Source organism: Agrobacterium sp. MS2, assembly GCF_003261015.1.
In the GTDB taxonomy this organism is placed as follows: domain Bacteria; phylum Pseudomonadota; class Alphaproteobacteria; order Rhizobiales; family Rhizobiaceae; genus Agrobacterium; species Agrobacterium pusense.
Genome location: NZ_QLNF01000084.1, coordinates 18,729 through 39,960, shown reverse-complemented (window position 1 = coordinate 39,960; position 21,232 = coordinate 18,729). Strand labels below are relative to the sequence as shown.

Below are 21,232 nucleotides of genomic sequence, written 5' to 3'. Positions count from 1 at the left end.
AGGAAACGAAACGGATGGAATGATGGCAGATAAATGTGACGTGCTGATTTTGGGGGCGGGCGCCGCCGGCATGATGTGCGCCATCCGCGCCGGCCAGCGCGGCCGCTCCGTCGTCGTTCTCGACCACGCGAAAGCGCCGGGCGAAAAGATCCGCATCTCCGGCGGCGGTCGCTGTAACTTTACCAATATCCACGCCGGGCCGAGGAATTATCTCTCTGCCAACCCGCATTTCGCCAAATCCGCGCTTGCCCGATATACGCCGCGCGATTTCATCGCCCTTGTCGAAAAACACCGTATCTCCTGGCACGAAAAGACGCTCGGCCAGCTTTTCTGTGATGACAGCGCCAAGGATGTCATCCGCATGCTGCTGGCTGAAATGCAGGCGGTGAATGCGAAGCTTCGGCTCGAAACGTCAGTCTCCGCCGTGACCCATGACGGCGGCCGTTTTCGGGTGTCGACCTCGGGTGGCGTCATCGAGGCGGAGAGCCTCGTCGTCGCGACAGGCGGCAAGTCTATCCCGAAGATGGGCGCGACCGGTTTTGCCTACCAGATCGCCGAACAGTTCGGCCTCAAGCTCATTGAAACCCGCCCCGGCCTCGTTCCGCTGACGCTTGATCCCGGTCTTCTGGAAAAGCTGAGCCCGCTTGCCGGTGTCGCTGTTCCGGCCGAGGTTTCCCATGGCAAAACCTCGTTCGAGGAAGCGCTATTGTTCACCCATCGCGGTTTGAGCGGTCCTTCCATACTGCAAATCTCCTCATACTGGCGCGAGGGTGATCCCATCCGCCTGAAGCTTGAGCCGCATCGCGATCTGGCCGCGGTGTTGAAGCAGGCCAAACAGAAAAACGGCCGTCAGTCCGCCCAGACCGCCCTGTCGGAGATCCTTCCGAAGCGGCTCGCCCAGCATGTCGTCGAACAATCCGGCCTCACCGGCCATCTTGCCGATATGTCCGACAAGGCTCTGGCGAAGCTGGCGGCAGAGGTGCAGGACTGGCAGATCAAGCCCGCCGGTTCGGAAGGTTATCGCACCGCGGAGGTCACGCTCGGCGGCGTGGACACGACCGGCCTCGATTCCCGCAGCATGGCGGCGAAATCCGTGCCCGGCCTCTATTTCATCGGCGAATGTGTCGATGTGACCGGCTGGCTCGGCGGTTATAATTTCCAGTGGGCCTGGGCGTCCGGGCAGGCGGCCGGCGAATTCGCGTGATCGTCTCTGGCCGTGGAAAAGATCGGACCTCTCTCCTTTGTCATGCGGGACTTGATCCGGCATCCAGCCATGGCGCTTCTGGGCCGTAAAGAGTCTTTCGTGATCAAGGACTTGATCGCGCTCGACCCCGGAACTAGTCCGGGGTGACGGAGCTGATGAGACCTGTTCGCCAACCCAGTTTCAGTTGGTAAAGTTGTGGCCCTTCCTCGCTTTTTTAATAATCTGTTAACGGGGGAGGAGTCATCCTGACCAAATGCCAGCAAGGCCGGATCGCTCAATGATCCCGCTGCACATGATGTCACGCTGGAAGCCCTTAACAGGGCATGGGTCGGTTGAGTTTTTCGTCTGGAGCCCGCGCATGAACAGATCTGCACATCGCCGCCCTCGCGCCATTGCCATCGCCCGCACTGACAACGAGAGCCGGCAGTTGGCCTTTCGGCTGAGCCTCATCGCAGCCGGTGCTCTCGCAGCCCTTATCGCCCTCTTCCATTGATCGACGGCTTCTCGCCTTCACAAAGTTGATAAGCGCGCTGAAAAACCGTGACATCCGTGATGCCTCGGCCATATCCCTGTAAAACTTTTCTTCCTGCAGAATCGCTTCACGGCGTGTGCGCGGTCGCTGATTTTCGATAATGGCCCGTGCTGCAAAAATCGCGTGCATGTTCGCTCTCCTTCTTACTGCAGAGGGCCATGATGCACGCCGTTTTTTGATTTATCTGCGCAAGAAAATGCGCTACGTTTTTCAATTATGAAAAACGTCACCTGGGATTCCTACCAGCTTTTCCTCGATGTGTCACGCAGCGGTGGCCTGACGGGTGCCGCCGCGCTGACGGGCTTAAGCCCCGCGACCATAGGGCGGCGCATGGTCGAGCTGGAGGAGCGGATCGGCAAGGCGCTGTTCAACCGCAGCCAGACGGGATACGCCCTCACAGTGGACGGCCGTGCGTTGTTCGACAGACTTCAGGCCATGGAGAATGCGGCCAGGGATATCGAGGGGTGGCAGAAGGCGTCATCGGCCTCGTCCATCGTGCGGATTGCCGTGGGCACCTGGAATGCCTGGCTCTTGACCAGCAACTTCTCCGCCATCTGCACGGATCGCGATGATTTCCGCATCGACCTTTTTATCGCCGAGCAGAGGGCGTCTCTGGCGCATCGCGAAAACGATATCGGTATCCGCGCTTTCGAGCCGCAGGAGCGCAATCTCGCCGCCATCAAGACGGGGGAGGTTGCCTACGCTCCCTACAGGCTGCGCAATGCCGCCGCCACTGTCGCTGACCGCTGGCTGTCGGTAGCCGAGGAAAACGCCATTTCAACCTATCTTCGCTGGCCGCATGAAAACCGGAGCAACGAGATCGTCGTAACGGTGAACCGGCCAACGGCGCTTCTCGATCTTGTCCTGTCAGGGGCGGGGATCGCGGTGCTTCCCTGTTTCGTGGGCGATGCGGATGCGCGCCTCGTCCGGGAGGGCGGCGAAATCGAACCGCTGCGCCACAATCAATGGATCGTCATGAATAATGACGATCGCCACCGACCCGATATCAGGACGGTGGCGGATCGGATGACCCGTCTGATCAAGAGCCATTCCGATCTCTACGCCGGACGCAAGGGCCGCCCGGCATAGATGAAATCACGTTCAGTTGTATAAATAAATTTTAATAATTTATAGTTGCGTTCGCATCAAAATATCCATAGGTTGCTTTTTGTAAGTTTAACCCTTTCAGGTTGAGGCCGCCATGATAATTTCAGCATCATACGTAAATGCGATGTCCGCAGCAGGAACGCCGGAAGAAGCAGCAAAGCTCTTTTATGCAGCAGTCAGTAAGGGGCTCGCGGCAGTTGTTGCCGATGCTCTTTCGCAATCCGTCACGGCAATTGCGCCGGCAGCCTCAGGCACCAAAATCGCAGGCTGGGAAAAGCTCGTGGGAGGCGTGGCGATGCATCTGGCGTGGGAATCGCCGGCCGTTCTGAACCCGATTCCCCTGACGCAACTTGCCTGCTTCGCTCCCTATGCGCCTCAACTCCAGGGTAACGTGGAGGCGATGGGCGTCAATGTAAGCATCGGCGTTTCCGTGTCGGCGAGCTTCTGAGGCGGCCACTTCTGACGTTTGCACTGAAGGCCGGAACATCGATTATGATGTTCCGGTCTTTCGTTTCACGCGGCGTCACGCCCCTGCGCAACGATGACGGGGATAAGCAGATCACCCCAGTTGCCGCCGCCGCCATGGTGGCGGGCCGAGCGGACCAGCTCGACGGAAACGCCGGCCTCGACGGCTTTCATGACGGCCTGGTTGAGGCGGTGCAGGTCATTGGCCAGCATGCGGATGGCAGCCTGCTGATCCTGCGTCATGGCGGAGGATTGCTCCTCGGCGCGTTCCTTGACGTGCGTCTTGATGGGATTGTGGGCGTTCATGGCATTTCTCCTCTCGTTATTGTCAGGGGTTTTTGATCTGCTTTGCAAGCCCTTCCCGCGATGGGGAAGGGCGGTTTTCTTGATTTATTCGGCCGCCGGGCGGAACTGGTCGTGCTCGGTGGATTCCTTCATGGCCGTGGTGGACGACGTGCCGCCAGAGATCGCCAGAGACACGGCGTCGAAATAGCCGGTACCGACTTCGCGCTGGTGCTTGGTGGCGGTGTAACCATTGGCCTCTGCTGCGAATTCCGCCTCCTGAAGCTCGGAATAAGCCGCCATCTGCCGGTCCCTGTAGCCGCGCGCCAGTTCGAACATCCCGTAGTTGAGCTGGTGGAAGCCAGCGAGCGTGATGAACTGGAACTTGTAGCCCATCGCGCCTAGCTCGCGCTGGAACTTCGCAATCGTCGCGTCGTCGAGGTTCTTTTTCCAGTTGAACGACGGCGAGCAATTGTAGGCGAGCTTCTTGCCCGGATGCACCTTGTGCACGCCTTCAGCAAACCTGCGCGCCTGTTCCAGATCCGGCTTTGATGTTTCGCACCAGATCAGGTCGCAATAGGGCGCATAAGCCACGGCGCGGGCAATGCAGGGCTCCAGACCGTTCTTGACCTGATAAAAGCCCTCAACGGTGCGCCCGGCATCGTAATCCACGAAGGGACGGTCGCGCTCGTCGATGTCAGAGGTCAGAAGCTTGGCGGCCTCCGCGTCCGTGCGGGCGATGACCAGCGTTGGTACACCCATAACGTCGGCCGCAAGCCGCGCTGCCGTCAGGTTGCGGATGTGCGCCGCCGTCGGGATCAGAACCTTGCCGCCGAGATGGCCGCACTTCTTTTCCGATGCCAGCTGATCCTCATAGTGAACACCTGCTGCGCCTGCCTCGATGAAGGCCTTCATGATCTCGAAGGCGTTGAGCGGCCCGCCGAAACCGGCCTCCGCATCGGCAACGATCGGCGCGAACCAGGTGTCGACAGAAAGGCCCTTGCCCTCCGCGGTCTCGATCTGGTCGGCGCGTTGCAGGGTGCGGTTTATGCGCTTGGCCAGCTCCGGCGCTGCATTGGCGGGATAGAGCGACTGGTCCGGATACATGGCCGAGGCCGTGTTCGCATCCGCTGCAACCTGCCATCCCGAAAGATAAATCGCCTTCAGCCCGGCGCGAACCATCTGCATGGCCTGGTTGCCCGAGAGCGCACCCAGCGCATTGACGAAATTCTCCTCGTTGATCAGCTTCCACAGCCGGTTCGCACCCATTTCGGCCAGCGAATGGCGGATTTCGACAGAGCCGCGCAGCCGCTCCACGTCGGCGGCGGTATAGGTGCGCTCGATGCCGTCGAAACGTCCCTGCGGTGCGCCCGGAACAAGTTTGTAAAAATCCGTCATAATTCTCTCTCCCATGATAAATGCGGTTTTCGTAGCGGGCCGTCTTGAACATCATATGGCGCCGTTTGATGTGACTACATTTACATTTTTCGAGATTTGATCGCCAGAACAAACATAAAAACAGTGACTTGAAAGAGGTTATCCTGTAGTGTGCATGACAGAATGACGCTGTAAAAATGTAAATTTTGTAAAAGAGTATAATCCGTCGATTTGTAATAGAATTGTATGTGTTGACGGGGGTGGAGGGGAAAGGCTGTGTCGGAAAACAAGATTTTTGCGGGCCCGCGCGTGCGCCGCATTCGCAACGGTCTCGCGCTGACGCAGACGGCCATGGCCGAGGCGCTGGCGATTTCGCCGTCCTATCTCAATCTCATCGAGCGCAACCAGCGGCCGCTGACGGTGCAGCTGCTTTTGAAGCTCGCCTCTGTGTACAAGGTCGATCTGGATGACCTGCAGGGCGAAAGCGCCGGTTCCGCCGGGCAGCTGCGCGAGGTCTTCGCCGATCCGCTGCTGGTCGGCGAAGTGCCGTCGCCGCAGGAACTGATTGAGGTCGCCGATGCCGCGCCCAATGCGGCAAGTGGTGTTCTCAAGCTATACCGGGCTTACCGGGAACAGGCGCAGCGCCTCTCCGATCTCTCCGATCTTCTGGCGCGGGAGGGTCATGAAACGATGCTTTCCTCCACCCGCCTGCCGATCGACGAGGTGCGACACGTCTTTGAAAACCGCCCGGCCTACTTCCATTCCATCGATGCGGCTGCGGAAGACCTCCACAAACATTTGTCGACGGGCGATGATCTCGCCTCCGGCGTTCGCGCATGGCTCCAGAAAAACCACGGCATCGTGGTCCGCACCCTGCCGGTTCACGCTATGCCGAACCTCCGGCGACGTTACGACCGGCATTCCATGCGGCTCTTTTTATCCGAGCGCCTGTCGCAGCCGGATCAGCTGAGGGAAATGGCGATGGAGACCTGCCTTCTGGCGCTGCGCGAAGAAATCGGTACGGAGCTTGAAGGGCTTGGCCTGAAAGGGGAAGAGGCGAGACGCATTGCCCGCTTCGAACTGGCGCGTTACGCCGCTCATGCGTTGATGATGCCCTATGGCGCATTCCTCGGCGCCGCCCAGCGGGCGAAGTACGATCTCGAAGTCTTGCGGTCGCGCTTCAACGTATCGTTTGAACAGGCGGCCAATCGCATCGTCAGCCTGCAGCGGCCGTCAGCCGCGGCGATCCCGTTTTTCCTGATGGAAATCGACAATGCCGGTAACCGTTTTCGCCTTGCGGGGGCCGGCGGTTTTCCAAGGGCGCGTTTTGGCGGCCTCTGTCCGCGTCTCAATATTCATGCGGCTTTCGCCCAGCCGGGACAAGTGCTCGTGGAAGCGGTCGAGATGCCCGACGGGGATGCTTTCCTCACGGTGTCGCGCACGCTAGAAGGTCCGCAGGCTGGTTTCGGCGAGAGGGTGCGGCGAACGGCGGTGCTTCTTGGCTGCGATTTCGCTCAGGCGGCAGAGACCGTCTATGGCCCGGCCGCTTCGGGCGCTGCGCCCGTCGCCGTCGGTCCTTCGTGCCGGCTGTGCGAAAGACAGGGCTGTCTTTCGCGGGCGGAAGCGCCGCTCACGCGGCCGCTGGGGCTGGATGAAATGGTCACCGGCCTCAGTGTTTTCGACTTCCAGTAGGTGTTTTCATTCGCTTTTTTGCGACCGGAACACATTTGGTTGAAAATGCTGTGCTGCACATTTCCCCCTTGCTCCCTTCTGTTTTCCTTTCTAGTCTCTCCGAAAAAAGGGGATCACGCTCCCGTCGTGAGGATGCGTTAACAGGAGACATCATGAAAAACCGTTCTCTCCGCCTGACCTTGGCTCTCACCACCGCGCTCGTTGCAGCAGGCTCGGCAATGGCCCAGGAAAAGGTCGTCCACGTCTATAACTGGTCGGATTATATCGACGAATCGATCCTCGCCGATTTCACCAAGGAAACCGGCATCAAGGTCGTCTATGACGTTTTCGACAGCAATGAACTTGTGGAAACGAAGCTGCTGGCCGGCAGCTCCGGATATGATGTCGTCGTGCCCACCGGCCCCTTTCTCGCCCGCCAGATCAATGCCGGCGTGTTCCAGAAACTTGACAAGTCCAAGTTGCCGAATCTGAAAAACATGTGGCCCGAGGTTTCCGAGCGTCTGGCGAAATACGACCCCGGCAACGAATATGCCGTGAACTACATGTGGGGCACCACCGGCATCGGTTATAACGTCGCCAAGGTGAAGGCTGCGCTGGGCGATGTTCCGGTCGATAGCTGGGATATTCTGTTCAAGCCGGAAAATGCTGAAAAGCTGAAATCCTGCGGCATCAATATTCTCGATGCCTCGGATGAGACCTTCGCCATTGCCATGAATTATCTCGGCAAGAACCCGGACAGCAAAGAAACCGCCGATCTCGAGGCGGGCGGCGATGTCTACATGAAGATCCGCCCCTATGTGAAGACCTTCAACTCCTCCGCCTATATCGATGAACTGGCGAATGGCGACAGCTGCATCACCATCGGCTGGTCGGGCGACATCCTCCAGGCGAAGAGCCGCGCCGAGGAAGCCAAGAATGGCGTCGAGGTGAATTATGTCATCCCGAAGGAAGGCACCTACATGTGGTTCGACAACCTTGCCATCCCGGCGGATGCCAAGAATGTCGAAGAAGCGCACGCCTTCATCAACTATCTGATGCGGCCGGAAGTCATCGCCAAGGCGTCGAACTACGTTCAGTACGCCAATGGCAACCTTGCTTCGCAGGCGCTGATGGATGAGTCTGTTGCCAAGAACCCGGCGGTCTATCCCGATGCCGAGACGATGAAGAAGCTCTTCACGATCTCGCCTTACGGACCCAAGGAACAGCGCGTGCTGAACCGCGTCTGGACGCAGATAAAGACCGGCAGCTGACACCTCCGCCCGCTGGTTGAGGAACGGCCGGCGGGCCTGTTCCTCTGATACTTTGCCGGCAGGTCCGTTACCTGCCGGTATTGCCCGCCCCGAAGCATCGATCGACAGACCAACGGGATTTGAGGGTAGGGTGAATGGCGAAAACTCTAGGGCCGGTCAAACGCAAATTTAGCCCCTGGGACAATCCCGATGCGGTGCCCTTCATCCGCTTTGAAAACGTCACCAAACGTTTTGGCGATTTCGTCGCCGTCAACAATCTGACGCTCGATATTTACGAGCGTGAGTTCTTCTCGCTGCTTGGTCCGTCGGGCTGCGGCAAGACCACGCTGATGCGCATGCTGGCTGGTTTCGAGGAGCCGACCGAGGGCCGCATCCTGCTGCAGGGCAAGGATATTTCCGGCGTTCCGCCCTATAAGCGGCCCACCAACATGATGTTCCAGTCCTATGCGCTTTTCCCGCATATGTCGGTAGAAAAGAACGTCGCTTTCGGTCTGGAGCAGGATGGCCTGCCCAAGGCGGACATCGTCGCCCGGGTCGAGGAAATGTTGCGCCTCGTCAAGCTCACGGAATTCGCCAAACGCAAGCCGAGCCAGCTTTCAGGCGGGCAGCGGCAGCGCGTGGCGCTTGCCCGATCGCTTGCCAAGCGGCCGAAGGTGCTTCTCCTCGATGAGCCGCTCGGCGCGCTCGATAAGAAGCTGCGTGAGGAAACGCAATTCGAACTGATGGATATCCAGACCAATCTCGGTCTCACCTTCCTCATCGTCACCCACGATCAGGAAGAGGCGATGACGGTGTCGGACCGCATCGCCGTCATGGACAAGGGCATTGTCGTGCAGGTGGCGACGCCCGCCGAGATATATGAAGCGCCGAACAGCCGCTACGTGGCCGATTTTATCGGTGACATCAATATTTTCGACGCCAATGTCGTCGCCAATGCTTCCGATATCGGCAGGCCCGGCCTCGTGACACTGGATTGCGACGGGCTGAAGGTGGCGGTTGAGCAGGAATGTGCCGCTGCCGCCGGTAGCCAGGTGGCTTTCGCCATCCGGCCGGAGAAGGTGCGCATCTCGCTCGATCAGCCTGCCGATAGCAGCATTAACTCCGCCTATGGCGAGGTATGGGATATCGGCTATCTGGGCGACTTCTCGGTCTTCATCGTCAAGCTTGCCGATGGCCGCGTCATCCGCGCCGCACAGGCAAATGTCTCGCGTCTCGTGGATCGCCCGATTACCTTCGGCGATATGGTGTGGCTAAACTGGAAGCCGGACTCCGGCCTCGTCCTGACGCGCTGAGGGAGGCTTCGATGGCGATCACCACTCCCGAAAACCGGCAAAGCCCCTGGCGCTGGCTGGTCGTCGCGGTTCCCTATTTCTGGCTGCTGCTGTTTTTTGCGGCCCCCTTTTTCATCATCTTCAAAATCTCGCTGTCGGATACGGCGATCTCCATGCCGCCCTATACCCCTGTCTTCGAAGGCTTCTCGAGGCTCGGTGATTTCTTTTCGCAGCTGGATTTCGAAAATTACCTCTTCCTGACGGAAGACCCGCTCTACATCGACGCCTATCTGTCGTCGTTGCGCATCGCCTTCATTTCCACCTTCCTGCTTTTGCTGATCGGTTATCCCATGGCGCTGGCCATGGCCCGCGCGCCGTCTTCCGTGCGGCCGACGCTGGTTATGCTGGTGATCCTGCCGTTCTGGACTTCGTTCCTGATCCGCGTTTACGCCTGGATCGGGATTCTGAAGCCGGAAGGCCTGCTGACGGTGCTGTTCCAGTGGCTCGGATTGCTCGGGCCGGACCAGCAGGTCAACATCTTCCGCACCGAAACCGCGATCTTCATCGGTATCGTTTATTCCTACTTGCCCTTCATGGTACTGCCGCTTTATTCCGCGCTGGAAAAGCTCGACAATACGCTGCTGGAAGCGGCCGCCGATCTGGGTTGCCCGCCTTGGAAAGCCTTCTGGAAGATTACGTTCCCGCTCTCCCTGCCGGGTGTCGTGGCCGGCTCGATGATCTGCTTCATCCCGATAACAGGTGAATTCGTCATCCCCGATCTGCTCGGCGGCGCACAGACGCTGATGATCGGCAAGACGCTCTGGACGGAATTCTTCGGCAACCGCGACTGGCCGCTGGCATCAGCCGTTGCCGTGCTGCTTCTGCTGTTGCTGGTCGTGCCTATCGCCATCTTCCAGAACCAGCAAAAGAAGGTGGGGTGAGGCCATGAAGCGCGGAAAATTTGACGTCACCGTCCTCACACTCGGTTTTGCCTTTCTTTACATACCGATCATCATCCTGATCGTTTATTCCTTCAATGCTTCCAAGCTTGTCACCGTCTGGGGCGGCTTCTCGCTGCAATGGTACAGGTCCATGTGGTCGAATGAAGGGTTGATGGATGCCGCCTGGGTGACGCTGCGCGTGGGTATCCTCAGCGCCACCATCGGCACCATCCTCGGGACACTCGCGGCGCTCTCGTTGACGCGCTTTGCGCGTTTTCCGGGCCGGGTGCTGTTTTCCGGCATGATCTATGCCCCGCTCGTCATGCCGGAGGTGATTACCGGCCTGTCGCTGCTGCTGCTCTTCGTGGCCGTCGGAGTGGATCGCGGTTTCTGGACGGTGGTCATTGCGCACACCACTTTTACCATGTGTTATGTGGCGATTGTGGTGCAGTCGCGTCTTTTGACCTTTGATCGAAGTCTCGAGGAAGCCGCGCTTGATCTTGGCTGCCCACCGGTCAAGACCTTCTTCCGTATCACCCTGCCGCTGATCTTTCCCGCCGTTATTGCCGGCTGGATGCTGGCCTTTACCCTGTCGCTCGATGATCTCGTCATTGCCAGCTTCGCCACCGGACCGGGTGCGACGACGCTGCCGATCAAGATCTATTCGCAGGTTCGCCTCGGCGTGACCCCGGAAATCAATGCCATCTGCACCATCCTGATCGGGCTTGTGACCGTCGGCGTCATCGTCGCCTCAATCGCCTCGAAGCGCACGGAGTTGCAGCGGATGCGCGATGAACACGCCGCGGCGCGAAACTGACCGGAGAGAACTCTACGATTTTTTCGCGTTACTGTTGAAACGCCAATAAAATCAGAAACCTGTAATTTAGTTTCGGGGCTTTACGGTTCCAGAATAGGAATTTTCGTCGGTGATTGATCGATTTTGGTTTTAACTGCTTGTTAATGGGAGTTGGCGGAAAGTAAACCCAACGCAGGGTCGTCATATGACTGATGGCCGGGATTGATAATTTCCATCTGGCGAGATTGTCCCCCTTTCTCTCGTTGAAAAGCACACCTTATCCAGGCGGCCGCAAGGCCGCCTTTCTTTTTTTGTGGCGGGACGCTCATCGGTTTTCAGGATGATCCATCGACCTGGAAACGAGAAGGACGGGGACAAGCCCGGCGATGATGATGATGATCGCCGGTACGGCGGCATCCTGCACCTTGGAGCGTGAGGCATTCTCGTAAACAAGCGTGGCAAGCGTATTGAAACCGAAGGGTCTCAGCAGGATGGTTGCCGGCAACTCCTTCATGGATTCGATCAGGACCAAAAGGAAAGCGGTCAACGCCGCGGGCCGCATATTGGGCAACAGCACCCTGAACAGCGTCTGCGCCCGGCTCCGCCCAAGCGTTCGCGAAGCCATGTCGATATGCGGCGAAAGCTTCTGGAAACCGGCGTCCAGCGTGCCTTCCGCCATGGTCATGAAACGCACGGCGTGCGCATAGATGATGGCAAAGGCGGTGCCGGAGAGCAGCAGGCCGGTGGAAAAGCCGAAATGTGTACGGAAGAACCCGTCCACCCCGTTGTCGAGAGCCGCGAGTGGAATGAGCACGCCGATGGCGAGCACCGTTCCCGGCACCCCATATCCCATGGAGCCGAAGCGGGCGGCAAACTTCGAGGTTCGTGACCGCCCCGTGCGGATTGCGTATGAAAAGACGAAAGCCGCAACCAGCGTTACCAGGGCCGCGGCAAAGGAAACTTCGAGGCTGTGCCCTAGTGCCTTGAGAAGCTTCGGCGCAAGCAGCGCATCGAACCGTTTGGCCGCGTAACCACCCAGCACGATGACGGGAATGACAAAGCCACTCGTCACGGGCAGGAAGCAGAAAACAGTTGCCGCGCCGCGCCGCCAGCCGGTCAGCGACTTCAGCCGATGGCGCTGCGTCATGTTTGTCGCCTTGGGTGCGCCGAAGCGCTGTTTTTCCCGGGCGTTGCGTTCGATTACGATGAGCGCGCCGACGATGATGAGGATGACGGCGGCGATCTGCGTTGCATTGGCGAGATTGCCGCGGTTGAGCCAGGTCTCGTAAATGGTGAAGGTCAGCGTCTGCACGCCGAGATATTCGACCGCGCCGATATCGTTGAGGGTCTCCATCAAGACCAGAGAAAGCCCGATGGCAATCGCCGGTCGCGCCATGGGCAATTGTACGGAGAAGAACACGTTGAGAGGCTTTGCGCCGAGCGTGCGTGCGGCTTCGGCTGCAAAACGCCCCTGCATGGAAAAGGCGGCACGGGCCGAGAGATAGACATAGGGATAGAGCACCGAGCTCAGGACGATGACCGCACCGCCGAGGGAACGGATATCAGGAAACCAGTAGTCGCGTATGCTGTGATAGCCGAAAGCAGCACGCAATAAGCTCTGCACGGGCCCGGTAAAGTCGAGAAACTCACCGAACGCATAAGCGGCGAGATAAGATGGAATGGCGAGCGGCAGGACGAGCGCCGCCGACAGCAGCCGCCGCAGCGGAAACTCGAACGTGGTGACAAGCCAGGCGCAGACAATGCCGAAGAAAGCGGTCGTCGCTGCCGTTGCTCCGAGCAGTATGAACGTACGAAATCCGGCTCGCGGCAGGACGTTGACGAGAAGATGTCGCCACCCCTCCGTGCTGCCGGTCAGCGCCAGCCAGAAGATCGCCAGAACTGGCATGGCGGCGATGGCCGAAACAATGATGGCCGCAATCGGCAATAGAGAAACGCGTTTTGTCGCGGGAAGGGGAACCGTCATGGGCATGCGAGCCTGCTGTCCTGCATAGGCCTTGACCGGCTGGTTCTCCAGCCGGCGGCTTTCGCATTGCTACGCCCGCATGACCTCAGTTGGCAAGGACCCGCTGTGACGGAAAGGTGATTTCCACCAGCGTGCCTTCGTTGGGTGTCGAGGTGATGGAGAAATTCGCCCGGTTGGCGTCCACCATGGCCTTGGTCAACGGCAGGCCGAGCCCGGTGCCGTCACCGCGTACACGTTTGCCGGAAGAAGCCACCTGCCGGAACGGCTTCATCGCCTGTTCCAGTTCCGCCCGCGTCATGCCGATACCGGTGTCGCGGATGCGAAGCGACACGCTGCCATTGGCCTCATAGGCGGTGGATACAACGATCTGCCCGCCTGACGGGGTGAAGCGAATGGCGTTCGACAGGATGTTGAGCACGATCTGCTTGATCGATCGCAGGTCGGCGACGATCTGCGGCACGGATTGCGCAAGCGCCGTGCGGATGATGACGCGCTGGTTGTTTGCCTGCGGCTGCACCAGCGAGACCGCTTCGGCCACCGTTTCGTTGAGCGGGACGGCGATGAAGTCGACATCCATCTGCCCCGCCTCGATCTTGGATATATCGAGGAGATCATTGACGATATCGAGCACATGGCGGCCGGAACGGCCGATATCATTGGCGTATTCCACATAACGCGGATGGCCGATCGGCCCGAAACGTTCGGTCGCCATCATGTCCGCAAAGCCGATGATGGCGTTGAGCGGCGTGCGGATTTCGTGGCTGACGCGCGCCAGGAAGTCGGTCTTGTGGGCATTGGCGGTTTCCGCCGCGCGCTTGGCGTTGCGCAGTTCTTCTTCGGTGCGCTTCCACTGGGTGATGTCGCGGATTACGGCGCAATAGCCATGTGAGGATTTGAGCCGCCCGATGGTCATGAACAGCGGCAGGAAACCGCCGGACGCTTCGCGGCCGATCACTTCGCGGCCATCGTTCAGCACGCTCGCAACACCGTTATTGGCGAGGCCGGAGAGATAGTCCAGCACGGCGCGCTGGCTCTCATGGGCAAAGAGCGTGACGAAAGGCTTGCCGGCAATTTCGCCATTGTCATAGTTGAACAGCGCGCTGGCCGAGCGGTTGAGGGAGCGGATTTCGCCTTCGTCGCCCAAAAGCACCACGCCGTCAGTGGCCGTTTCAAGAATGGAGTGCAGTTCCTCGACTTCGCCCTGAAGCAGGGAAATGCTGCCGGCTTGCGCGCTCTGCGCCGCAGTGTTTTCATTGGCGGCGGCAACCGGCGCTGCTTTTTCTTCCAGCGGAACGAGAGAAAGCATCAGCGCCTTCGTCTCTTCCCAGCGGATGGATTGCAGCCGCGCTCTGACAGGAATGATATCGTTTTCGGCGCTGACAACCACCATGCCGCCTTCATTGTCAGGCATGTCTTCGAGCTCCTGCCTCTGCAGCAGGGCTTCCAGCCCACCCACTTCTTCGAGTTCGGCCAGAGAGTCATAGCCCGTCAGCCGCAGGAAATCCGGATTGGCGTGGATCAGCCTGTCGCCGGCATGCACGAGAAGGGCAACGGGCATCTGGTCCAGCGTCTCGGCCGTCAGCGCGTCGGCGGGGCGAGGTACAGGACTGACCATTGCTGCCGCGACTTCGGCAACCGGCCGCTCTTCGGCGATGGCCTGCTGCTGCATTTCGTCCGAACCGCTTTCCGCTACGGGTTCGCTGACGGCCGCAGGCTGTTCACCCCGAACATAGTCGGCAAAAAGATCGTCGTCCTGCGCTGGCGCCGTGGCCTTGAGGTCAGTCTCGGAAGGTGCGCTGTCAGGCGCATCCGCATCCACGTCCTGTTGGATATCATGCGTGTCCAAATCGATGGAAACGGTTTCCGCATCCGTTTCCCGGCCGTCTTCGAAAGCAGTATCCGCTGGCGCCAGGGCGCGGCCGATTTCGCGGAAGGCGGCCTGCTCACCGGCGGTCAGGCCTTCGCGGGAGCGCGAACGGCGCTCTTCTAGACGAACGATCTTGTCGGAGGAAGACGGTTCCGGTGCAGTTGCCGGGGCTTCGAATTCGGGCGGGGTGTAATCATGATGTTGTTCGTCGGTCGAAACGTCGTCCGCTGCATCGTCTGCCGCTCCGACCTCCGCGGCCGGGATTTCATCGTCAGTAGCCGATCCGGGAGTGTCCTCCGCATCGTCATCCTCATCGATGAAGGCCAGCAATTCATGGCTCGTGCTGTCGACGGTTGGCTCCGGAGAAGCCTCCGCCGGATCAGACTCTTCGCCCTTCAAGAAGGTAAGGCCGATGGCGTGCGGGTCCTCTGTGGCGTCGGCCAGGCGCACGATGCCGAAACCGCGAAAACCGTCAAATTCCCGTGAGCGGGTATAGGTAGGCAGGGCGGCGAGATCGATCGGCACCATCAGCGATGTGCCTTCCACCGGCCAATGGATTGTCTTGCCCGACCACGTGTCGCGGCGGCCGAGAAGCTCACGGATCTTGCCGTCGGGATCGAGATTGAACAGGGCCGCAACGTCGGCAAAACCCATGCCTTCCACCGCAGCCGCCCTGGCACCCACGGCCTCGGCAAATTCATGAGAGATGGAGCTGAACCGTCCTTCAGCGTCGATTTTCCAGACGAAACGGGATGCGCGGGCGCCGGCGTTGAAGGCAAAAGGCTGGGCCTGTTCGACTGCTGCGGTCTCAATTGCAGCATCCTCGTCCGCCGGTGGCGCAACCGGGGATGCCGCGTTTTCGGTTATCTCGTCCTTTGCGACGAAACTCTCCGCATCGAGAGCCTCTTCGGCGGGTTCGTCGTCCGTCTTCTTGGTGAAGGGCGCCTCCGCCTCATCCTCATCCAGTTCAAAAAGATCGGCAATGTCGTCAGTCATCGCCACGTCCGCAGCCGCATCGGCGTCCTGCGTGAAAAGCGCTGCGGGGGCCTCCGGCTTCTCTTCCGCAAAGGGCATAAGCCTGTCTTCATCCTGTCCGGATACCGCTTCTTCCTCCGCGTCGGACGGCTGCTCCTGCGGGTCTTCCACCTCTTCGATGTCTGCTACAGCATCGAGAACGGCGTCGAAAGAGGCGGCCGTTGCGACAACAGGCGCCGTCTCTGCAACCGGGGACGCAGGCTCGGCGACCGGGACGTCCTGCGGCTTGTCCTCGGCAAAACCATCGGGGTCGAGTGTGCCCAGTGCGGTTTCGACCACGAAGATCAGGTTGAGTTCGGGCGTGGTGGTGATTTGGCCGGCGGCTGCGGGCAGATAACCCTTTCCGGTGGGTACCGGGCGTTTGACGAGATGCCCCGATTGGCGCGCCGCCATTCCAACCAGTGTTCTGGCCGTATGCGGGGTGATGCCGAGTGTAGAGAAGCCGGGCGAGGCGGCAACGACCCGGTTGTCGCCATCGGTGACTGCCATATGGATATCGGGGTCGTCGAAGCCTTCGATCATGCGCCGGGCGCATTCCGCCATGTCGGGCTCGGCCTGATCGGCGCGGGCAGAAAAGAGTATCGCGGTTTGGCCGGGCTCGGCCTCAATGATCTCCGCGCGCGCAGTCGCGGCAATGCTGCGGAAACCGGAGGTGATGCGGATCGTGAAGGGCAGGCTGTCGCCGGTCTTTGAAAGCCGCGCCGCCGTGGCCGCCAGTTGGCGGAATGTCACATCCTGCCGCTTCGGCCCCTGTTCCAGAAAGTCATAAACCATCGGCGTGCCAAACAGGGCAGCGCCGCGTCCATTGGCCCATAGAACATGTCCAAGATCGAGCGAGAACAAAGCCATCGCTTCACCGCGCCCGAAACCTTCACGCACCCGTTCATGCACTGCGATATCGATAAAGGGATACTGGACGGCGGGCATGTCGAAACCTATTCTGGCACTACCGGACCTTGCGGGCTCCCGGCTTCCTCATGAAACCGAAACGTAAACCCGCCGAGGCATCACGTTAACAGAATTTTAAATAACTTCACAGGGTCGCCGGGTCCACCGCCCGGCTTATGAATCGCCAAATAGAGTTAACATCAACAGCCTCAATGCCGGCTTTCCGGTGTCAGCCCGCGCTGGAAAAGCGCTTGCCTTTCGCTGCCTTTTTTCGCAAAATTCGGATAGGGACTTGCAAATGGGAAAAACACCTTTTATGTGACCCCCCGTGGCGCCGCTTTGGCGTTTGATGTGCGGTTGTAGCTCAGTTGGTTAGAGCGCAGGTTTGTGGCACCTGAGGTCGGTGGTTCGACCCCACTCAACCGTACCATTCCCCTCTCCCAGTAAGTTTATATGTCACAAGGACTTACCGGGAGAGGGGAAAGTCTCTTCCACCGCTGGTCAGATATCCCGTTTTCCCGGAAAATAATCTTTGCGGTCACACGGCGCGCGGGTCGTGTCAGGGGCCCTGCGGTTTCAGTCCGGCAAAAACCATTTGGCTAAAATCTCTTGCGCTGGTATTGTCTGCCCAACGAAACCTTATGAAAGCCTGCAGCATAGCGTCTACGCTTGTGCGCGGCGAAATGGACAAGACAGTGATCGACCCCGGAAACGGCCCAAAGCCGTCGGAACAAGGGGCGTCGGTGGCAAACAAAGGGAAAGCGAAGCGTTCCCGTCGTGGCAAGAAACACAAGCGTGACGGTAAGCCCCGTGACGCCTCTGTGTTGTTGCATGATGTTGCCGCGGATGTTCCGGCCGGTTCCTCCTATGTATCGGCGCTCGAGCCGGATGCTGAGCCGCGCAAGAGAAAACGTCGCAGGCGTTCTCGAGGCAAGGGTGCGTCTCAGCCTGCATCTGCGGCTTCCCCTGTACAGGTGCAGGCTTCAGCTGCAATTGACCCGGCCAATCCATCCTCCGTACCACCCGGTGGCGGGCGAAAGTCGCGTAACCGCAAACGCGGGCATCGCGATCCGCGCGGACGTGATCCGCAGGGCCGCCCGCTTGTCCCCAGCCATGCACCGAAACACGTTGGCAAGCAGAACGGTCGCGCCGGCGGCTCCGTTCAGGACCAGCATCGGCAGCAATCGGAAACATCAGCCCGTCACCCAGGGCGGCAGCACGAGCATGGCCCGGACGCGCCGGCGGATATGTATGCCGCGCTTGATCTCGGCACCAACAATTGCCGCCTGCTGATTGCGCAGCCGACGCGGCCCGGCCAGTTCCGGGTGGTCGATGCGTTTTCGCGCATCGTGCGGCTGGGTGAAGGGCTGGTATCGAGCGGCCGGCTTTCCGATGATGCGATGGACCGCGCGGTTGAAGCACTCAAGGTCTGCGCCGCAAAACTCTCCGGCCGCCCGATCCGGCGCATGCGGCTCATCGCCACCGAGGCTTGCCGCGCTGCGTCGAATGGCGAGGAGTTTCTGGCGCGTGTTACGCGGGAAACGGGGCTTAAACTCGAAATCATCAGCCGCGAGACGGAAGCCCGCCTTGCGGTTTCGGGCTGCGCCTCCCTCGTCGGCCGTGAAGCGCGTTCCGTCGTGCTGTTCGATATCGGCGGCGGATCGTCGGAGATCGCCGTCATCAAGGTCGGGGAGAATCGCTCGAACCGGCTTGCCAACCACATCACCCACTGGACCTCGCTGCCCGTCGGCGTCGTCACGCTTTCCGAACGCCATGGCGGCCGTGATGTGACGCCCGACGTTTTTGCCGCGATGGTGCGGGAAGTCGAAGGCCTGCTCGACGCCTTCCATTGCCCGCCGCTCGCGCCGCAAACGCATCACGAGGATTTTCACCTCATCGGCACATCAGGCACGGTGACGACGCTCGCGGGCGTTCATCTCGATCTGCCGCGATATGATCGCCGCAAGGTGGATGGTCTCTGGCTTTCCGATGCCGAGGTGACGGCGATGCAGGACAAGTTGCTGGCATGGGATTTCGCCGGCCGCGCCGCCAATGCCTGCATCGGGCCCGACCGGGCCGATCTGGTTCTCGCCGGCTGCGCGATTCTCGAGGCCATTCGCCGCCGCTGGCCGGCGCGCCGAATGCGCGTGGCGGATCGCGGTCTGCGCGAAGGCCTGCTGACGGATATGATGGCGGATGACGGCGCATGGCGGCGCAACCGCATAAGGCGCATGCAGATGGTACGGCAGGACAGGACGGAAGGTTTGACATGAGCAAGGCGCCAACAAGCACCAATCGCACCGGCCGCAAGATCGGCCAGAAGGTCAAGAAGACCAAGCTCAAGGCCTCGTCGCGCCGCTGGCTCGAACGTCATATCAATGACCCCTATGTGCAGCGCGCCAAGCTGGAAGGCTATCGCGCCCGCGCCGCCTTCAAGCTGTTGGAAATCAACGACAAGCACCAGATCTTGAAAGGGGCAACCCGCATCATCGACCTTGGCGCCGCCCCCGGAAGCTGGTCGCAGATCGCCGCCAAGGTGACGGATTCGACCGAGGACGATATCCGCGTTGCAGCGATCGATTTCCTCGAGATCGATCCCATTCCCGGCGTGAAAATTCTGCAGCTCGACTTCCTCGACCCGAGCGCGCCGGAAAAGCTGATGGAGGCCGTTGGTGGCACGCCCGATCTTGTTTTGTCGGACATGGCAGCACCCACCACCGGGCACCAGAAAACCGACCACATCCGCACCATGCATCTGTGCGAAGTCGCGGCCGATTTTGCCGTTCAGGTGCTTGCGGAAGGTGGCCATTTCCTTGCCAAGACCTTCCAGGGCGGCACGGAAAAGCAGCTGCTGGATATGCTGAAGAAGAACTTCAAGCAGGTTCTCCACATCAAGCCAGCGTCGTCACGCTCGGAATCGGTGGAAATGTTCCTGCTTGCCAAACACTTCAAGGGCCGCAAGACCGAGGCGGCGGGTGCATCTGAAGCCGAAGAGGCCTCGAAAGACTGATTACTCTGCCGGTTGCGAGACCTTGCCGCGGTGGCCGGAAACGGCCGCACCCGCCTGTGCGTCCATGCGGATGATCGGCACGATGGCGAAGAGCGATACCAGCGCGACGATGGTGAAGGCGATGTGGAAATCGGCGAGCTGCAGATGCGTGCCCGACATCATGCTGCTGACTTCCAGAATGGAAGCGGCGAATGCAACGCCGAGCGCCAGGCTGATTTGTTGCAGCACGGAGGCCATGGACGTTGCCTGGCTCGCCTGACTGTCCTCGATATCGGAATAGCTGAGCGCGTTCGATCCGGTAAAGAAGAAGGACCGGGCAAATCCGGCCGTCACAAGAAAGATCATGATCAACGGGTATGGCGTTTCAGGCGTGAAGAAACTGTTGGCGAGCGTCGTGAACGCGCCGACGATGCCCGCGCCGATCAGCGTCGAGCGAAATCCGGTCGCCGCAAACACCCGCTTGGCCATGAACTTGGTGGTGATCGCCCCGATGGCGCCGGCGAAAGTTATCATGCCCGACTGGAACGGGTTCAATCCGAAACCGATCTGCAGCATCAGCGGCATCAGGAAGGGAATGGCGCCCGTGGAGATGCGGAAGATGGTGCCGCCAACGGAGGCTGCCCGGAAGGTCGCGTTCTGGAAAATTCGAAAGTCCAGAATGGGGGCGGGGTGGTGCGCAGCGTGGCGCATATAAAGAAAACCGCAGATGAAACCGATGATGGTCGACGCGATGCCGATGGCTGGCGGGAGCGCAGGCAGGCTGACGACGGAGAGGCCGAACACCACGCCGGAGGCGGCGATGCCGGACAGCACGAAACCCTTTCCGTCCATTGGCGGCGGGTTGGTGGTTTCGATTTCCGGCAGGAAGATCGTCGAAAGCCAGATGCCGATGATGCCGATCGGCACATTGATCAGGAAGATCCAGTGCCATGAAAAATAGGTGGTGATGAAACCGCCGATGGGCGGACCGGTCAGCGGCCCCACGAGCCCCGGTATTGTCAGCAGCGCCATGGCGGAGACGAGTTCGCTGCGCTTTGTCGTGCGCAAAAGCACAAGGCGGCCCACGGGTGTCATCATCGCTCCGCCCATACCCTGCAGGAAACGCGAGAGTACGAATTCGAACACCGACGACGAGACCGCGCAGCAGATCGACCCCACGACGAAGACGCCAATGGCAAAACGGAAGATTTTCTTCGCGCCGTATTTGTCGGCCATCCAGCCGCTGATCGGAATGAAGATCGCCAGAGCCACCATGTAGGCCGTTAAAGCCAGCTTGAGCGTAATCGGGCCGACGTGGAGATCTGCGGCAATTGCCGGAAGCGAGGTGGCGATGACGGTGGAGTCCATCTGCTCCATAAAAAGAGCGACTGCCAGGATGAGGGGAATGATGCGGTTCATGAGGCTGCCTGCGGCTTTCCGCTGCGACAAGGGATATCGCCGTCCGTCCTACGCCTGATAGGCGGGCTTGCCAACACGTTAATTACCAATTTCTGATGTTCCGATCAAACCTGCGTGAGGCCGGTTTCCTTGC

General features: G+C 59.9%; 16 protein-coding genes and 1 tRNA gene. 12 read left to right on the top strand and 5 right to left on the bottom strand.

All coding sequences use genetic code 11. The annotated features are described in order from the left end of the window. The first annotated feature begins 19 nt into the window (after positions 1 to 19). From DOU54_RS20220 to DOU54_RS20205, 4 genes are all read left to right on the top strand, one after another. On the top strand, positions 20 to 1,204 hold the full coding sequence (locus DOU54_RS20220; RefSeq protein WP_107340487.1) for a BaiN/RdsA family NAD(P)/FAD-dependent oxidoreductase: 1,185 nt from the start codon (positions 20 to 22) through the stop codon (positions 1,202 to 1,204). Positions 1,205 to 1,562: 358 nt separating this feature from the next. Then, entirely contained in the window at positions 1,563 to 1,697 is a 135-nt protein-coding gene (locus DOU54_RS28295; protein ID WP_262621252.1) for a hypothetical protein, read from the top strand. Between the two features lie 255 nt (positions 1,698 to 1,952). Then, the gene (locus DOU54_RS20210; protein WP_113380941.1) at positions 1,953 to 2,825 is read left to right on the top strand and encodes a LysR family transcriptional regulator; all 873 of its coding nucleotides are present in this window, start codon (positions 1,953 to 1,955) and stop codon (positions 2,823 to 2,825) included. A gap of 142 nt (positions 2,826 to 2,967) precedes the next feature. Next, positions 2,968 to 3,291 carry a hypothetical protein gene (locus DOU54_RS20205; RefSeq protein ID WP_006698168.1) on the top strand — a complete coding sequence of 108 codons (324 nt, stop codon included), beginning with the start codon at positions 2,968 to 2,970 and terminating at the stop codon, positions 3,289 to 3,291. A gap of 65 nt (positions 3,292 to 3,356) precedes the next feature. Here DOU54_RS20205 and DOU54_RS20200 read toward each other — a convergent pair whose 3' ends face one another. Next, positions 3,357 to 3,614, bottom strand: a complete 258-nt coding sequence (locus tag DOU54_RS20200) for an SMc00767 family acetate metabolism repressor (protein ID WP_004432604.1) — start codon at positions 3,612 to 3,614, stop codon at positions 3,357 to 3,359. An 84-nt stretch (positions 3,615 to 3,698) separates the two neighbouring features. After that, positions 3,699 to 4,988, bottom strand: a complete 1,290-nt coding sequence (gene aceA / locus DOU54_RS20195; protein ID WP_004440074.1) for an isocitrate lyase — start codon at positions 4,986 to 4,988, stop codon at positions 3,699 to 3,701. Between the two features lie 255 nt (positions 4,989 to 5,243). Between aceA and DOU54_RS20190 the strand changes: the two genes are divergently transcribed. The 5 genes from DOU54_RS20190 (at position 5,244) to DOU54_RS20170 (ending at position 10,938) form a co-directional block, all read left to right on the top strand. Beyond that, entirely contained in the window at positions 5,244 to 6,659 is a 1,416-nt protein-coding gene (locus DOU54_RS20190) for a helix-turn-helix domain-containing protein (RefSeq protein ID WP_112555808.1), read from the top strand. A 152-nt stretch (positions 6,660 to 6,811) separates the two neighbouring features. Then, a complete protein-coding gene (locus DOU54_RS20185; protein WP_037090882.1) occupies positions 6,812 to 7,909 on the top strand; it encodes a polyamine ABC transporter substrate-binding protein in 1,098 nt (365 codons plus the stop codon). A 134-nt stretch (positions 7,910 to 8,043) separates the two neighbouring features. Continuing rightward, entirely contained in the window at positions 8,044 to 9,201 is a 1,158-nt protein-coding gene (locus DOU54_RS20180) for an ABC transporter ATP-binding protein (RefSeq protein ID WP_022555646.1), read from the top strand. A gap of 11 nt (positions 9,202 to 9,212) precedes the next feature. After that, a complete protein-coding gene (locus tag DOU54_RS20175; RefSeq protein ID WP_004440081.1) occupies positions 9,213 to 10,121 on the top strand; it encodes an ABC transporter permease subunit in 909 nt (302 codons plus the stop codon). A gap of 4 nt (positions 10,122 to 10,125) precedes the next feature. After that, entirely contained in the window at positions 10,126 to 10,938 is an 813-nt protein-coding gene (locus DOU54_RS20170; protein ID WP_113380943.1) for an ABC transporter permease, read from the top strand. Between the two features lie 304 nt (positions 10,939 to 11,242). On the opposite strand, the gene DOU54_RS20165 is transcribed toward DOU54_RS20170, so the two are convergent. Further along, positions 11,243 to 12,907 (bottom strand): ABC transporter permease, encoded by a 1,665-nt coding sequence (locus DOU54_RS20165; RefSeq protein ID WP_162749556.1) that lies wholly within the window; start codon positions 12,905 to 12,907, stop codon positions 11,243 to 11,245. 79 nt (positions 12,908 to 12,986) lie between these two features. Continuing rightward, on the bottom strand, positions 12,987 to 16,730 hold the full coding sequence (locus tag DOU54_RS20160) for an ATP-binding protein (RefSeq protein ID WP_113380944.1): 3,744 nt from the start codon (positions 16,728 to 16,730) through the stop codon (positions 12,987 to 12,989). Between the two features lie 314 nt (positions 16,731 to 17,044). Here DOU54_RS20160 and DOU54_RS20155 point away from each other — a divergent pair. The 3 genes from DOU54_RS20155 to DOU54_RS20145 all read left to right on the top strand — a co-directional run bounded on the left by DOU54_RS20155 (position 17,045) and on the right by DOU54_RS20145 (position 19,701). Next, positions 17,045 to 17,121, top strand: a tRNA-His gene (locus tag DOU54_RS20155). Positions 17,122 to 17,332: 211 nt separating this feature from the next. Further along, complete coding sequence (locus DOU54_RS20150) at positions 17,333 to 18,964, top strand: Ppx/GppA phosphatase family protein (RefSeq protein ID WP_162749557.1); 1,632 nt, start codon at positions 17,333 to 17,335, stop codon at positions 18,962 to 18,964. Further along, complete coding sequence (locus DOU54_RS20145) at positions 18,961 to 19,701, top strand: RlmE family RNA methyltransferase (RefSeq protein WP_112555802.1); 741 nt, start codon at positions 18,961 to 18,963, stop codon at positions 19,699 to 19,701. The genes DOU54_RS20150 and DOU54_RS20145 overlap by 4 nt, the downstream gene beginning before the upstream one ends. Here the strand turns inward: DOU54_RS20145 and DOU54_RS20140 are convergent, their stop codons facing one another. Continuing rightward, positions 19,702 to 21,099 (bottom strand): MDR family MFS transporter, encoded by a 1,398-nt coding sequence (locus DOU54_RS20140; RefSeq protein WP_004440092.1) that lies wholly within the window; start codon positions 21,097 to 21,099, stop codon positions 19,702 to 19,704. Positions 21,100 to 21,232 lie beyond the last annotated feature (133 nt).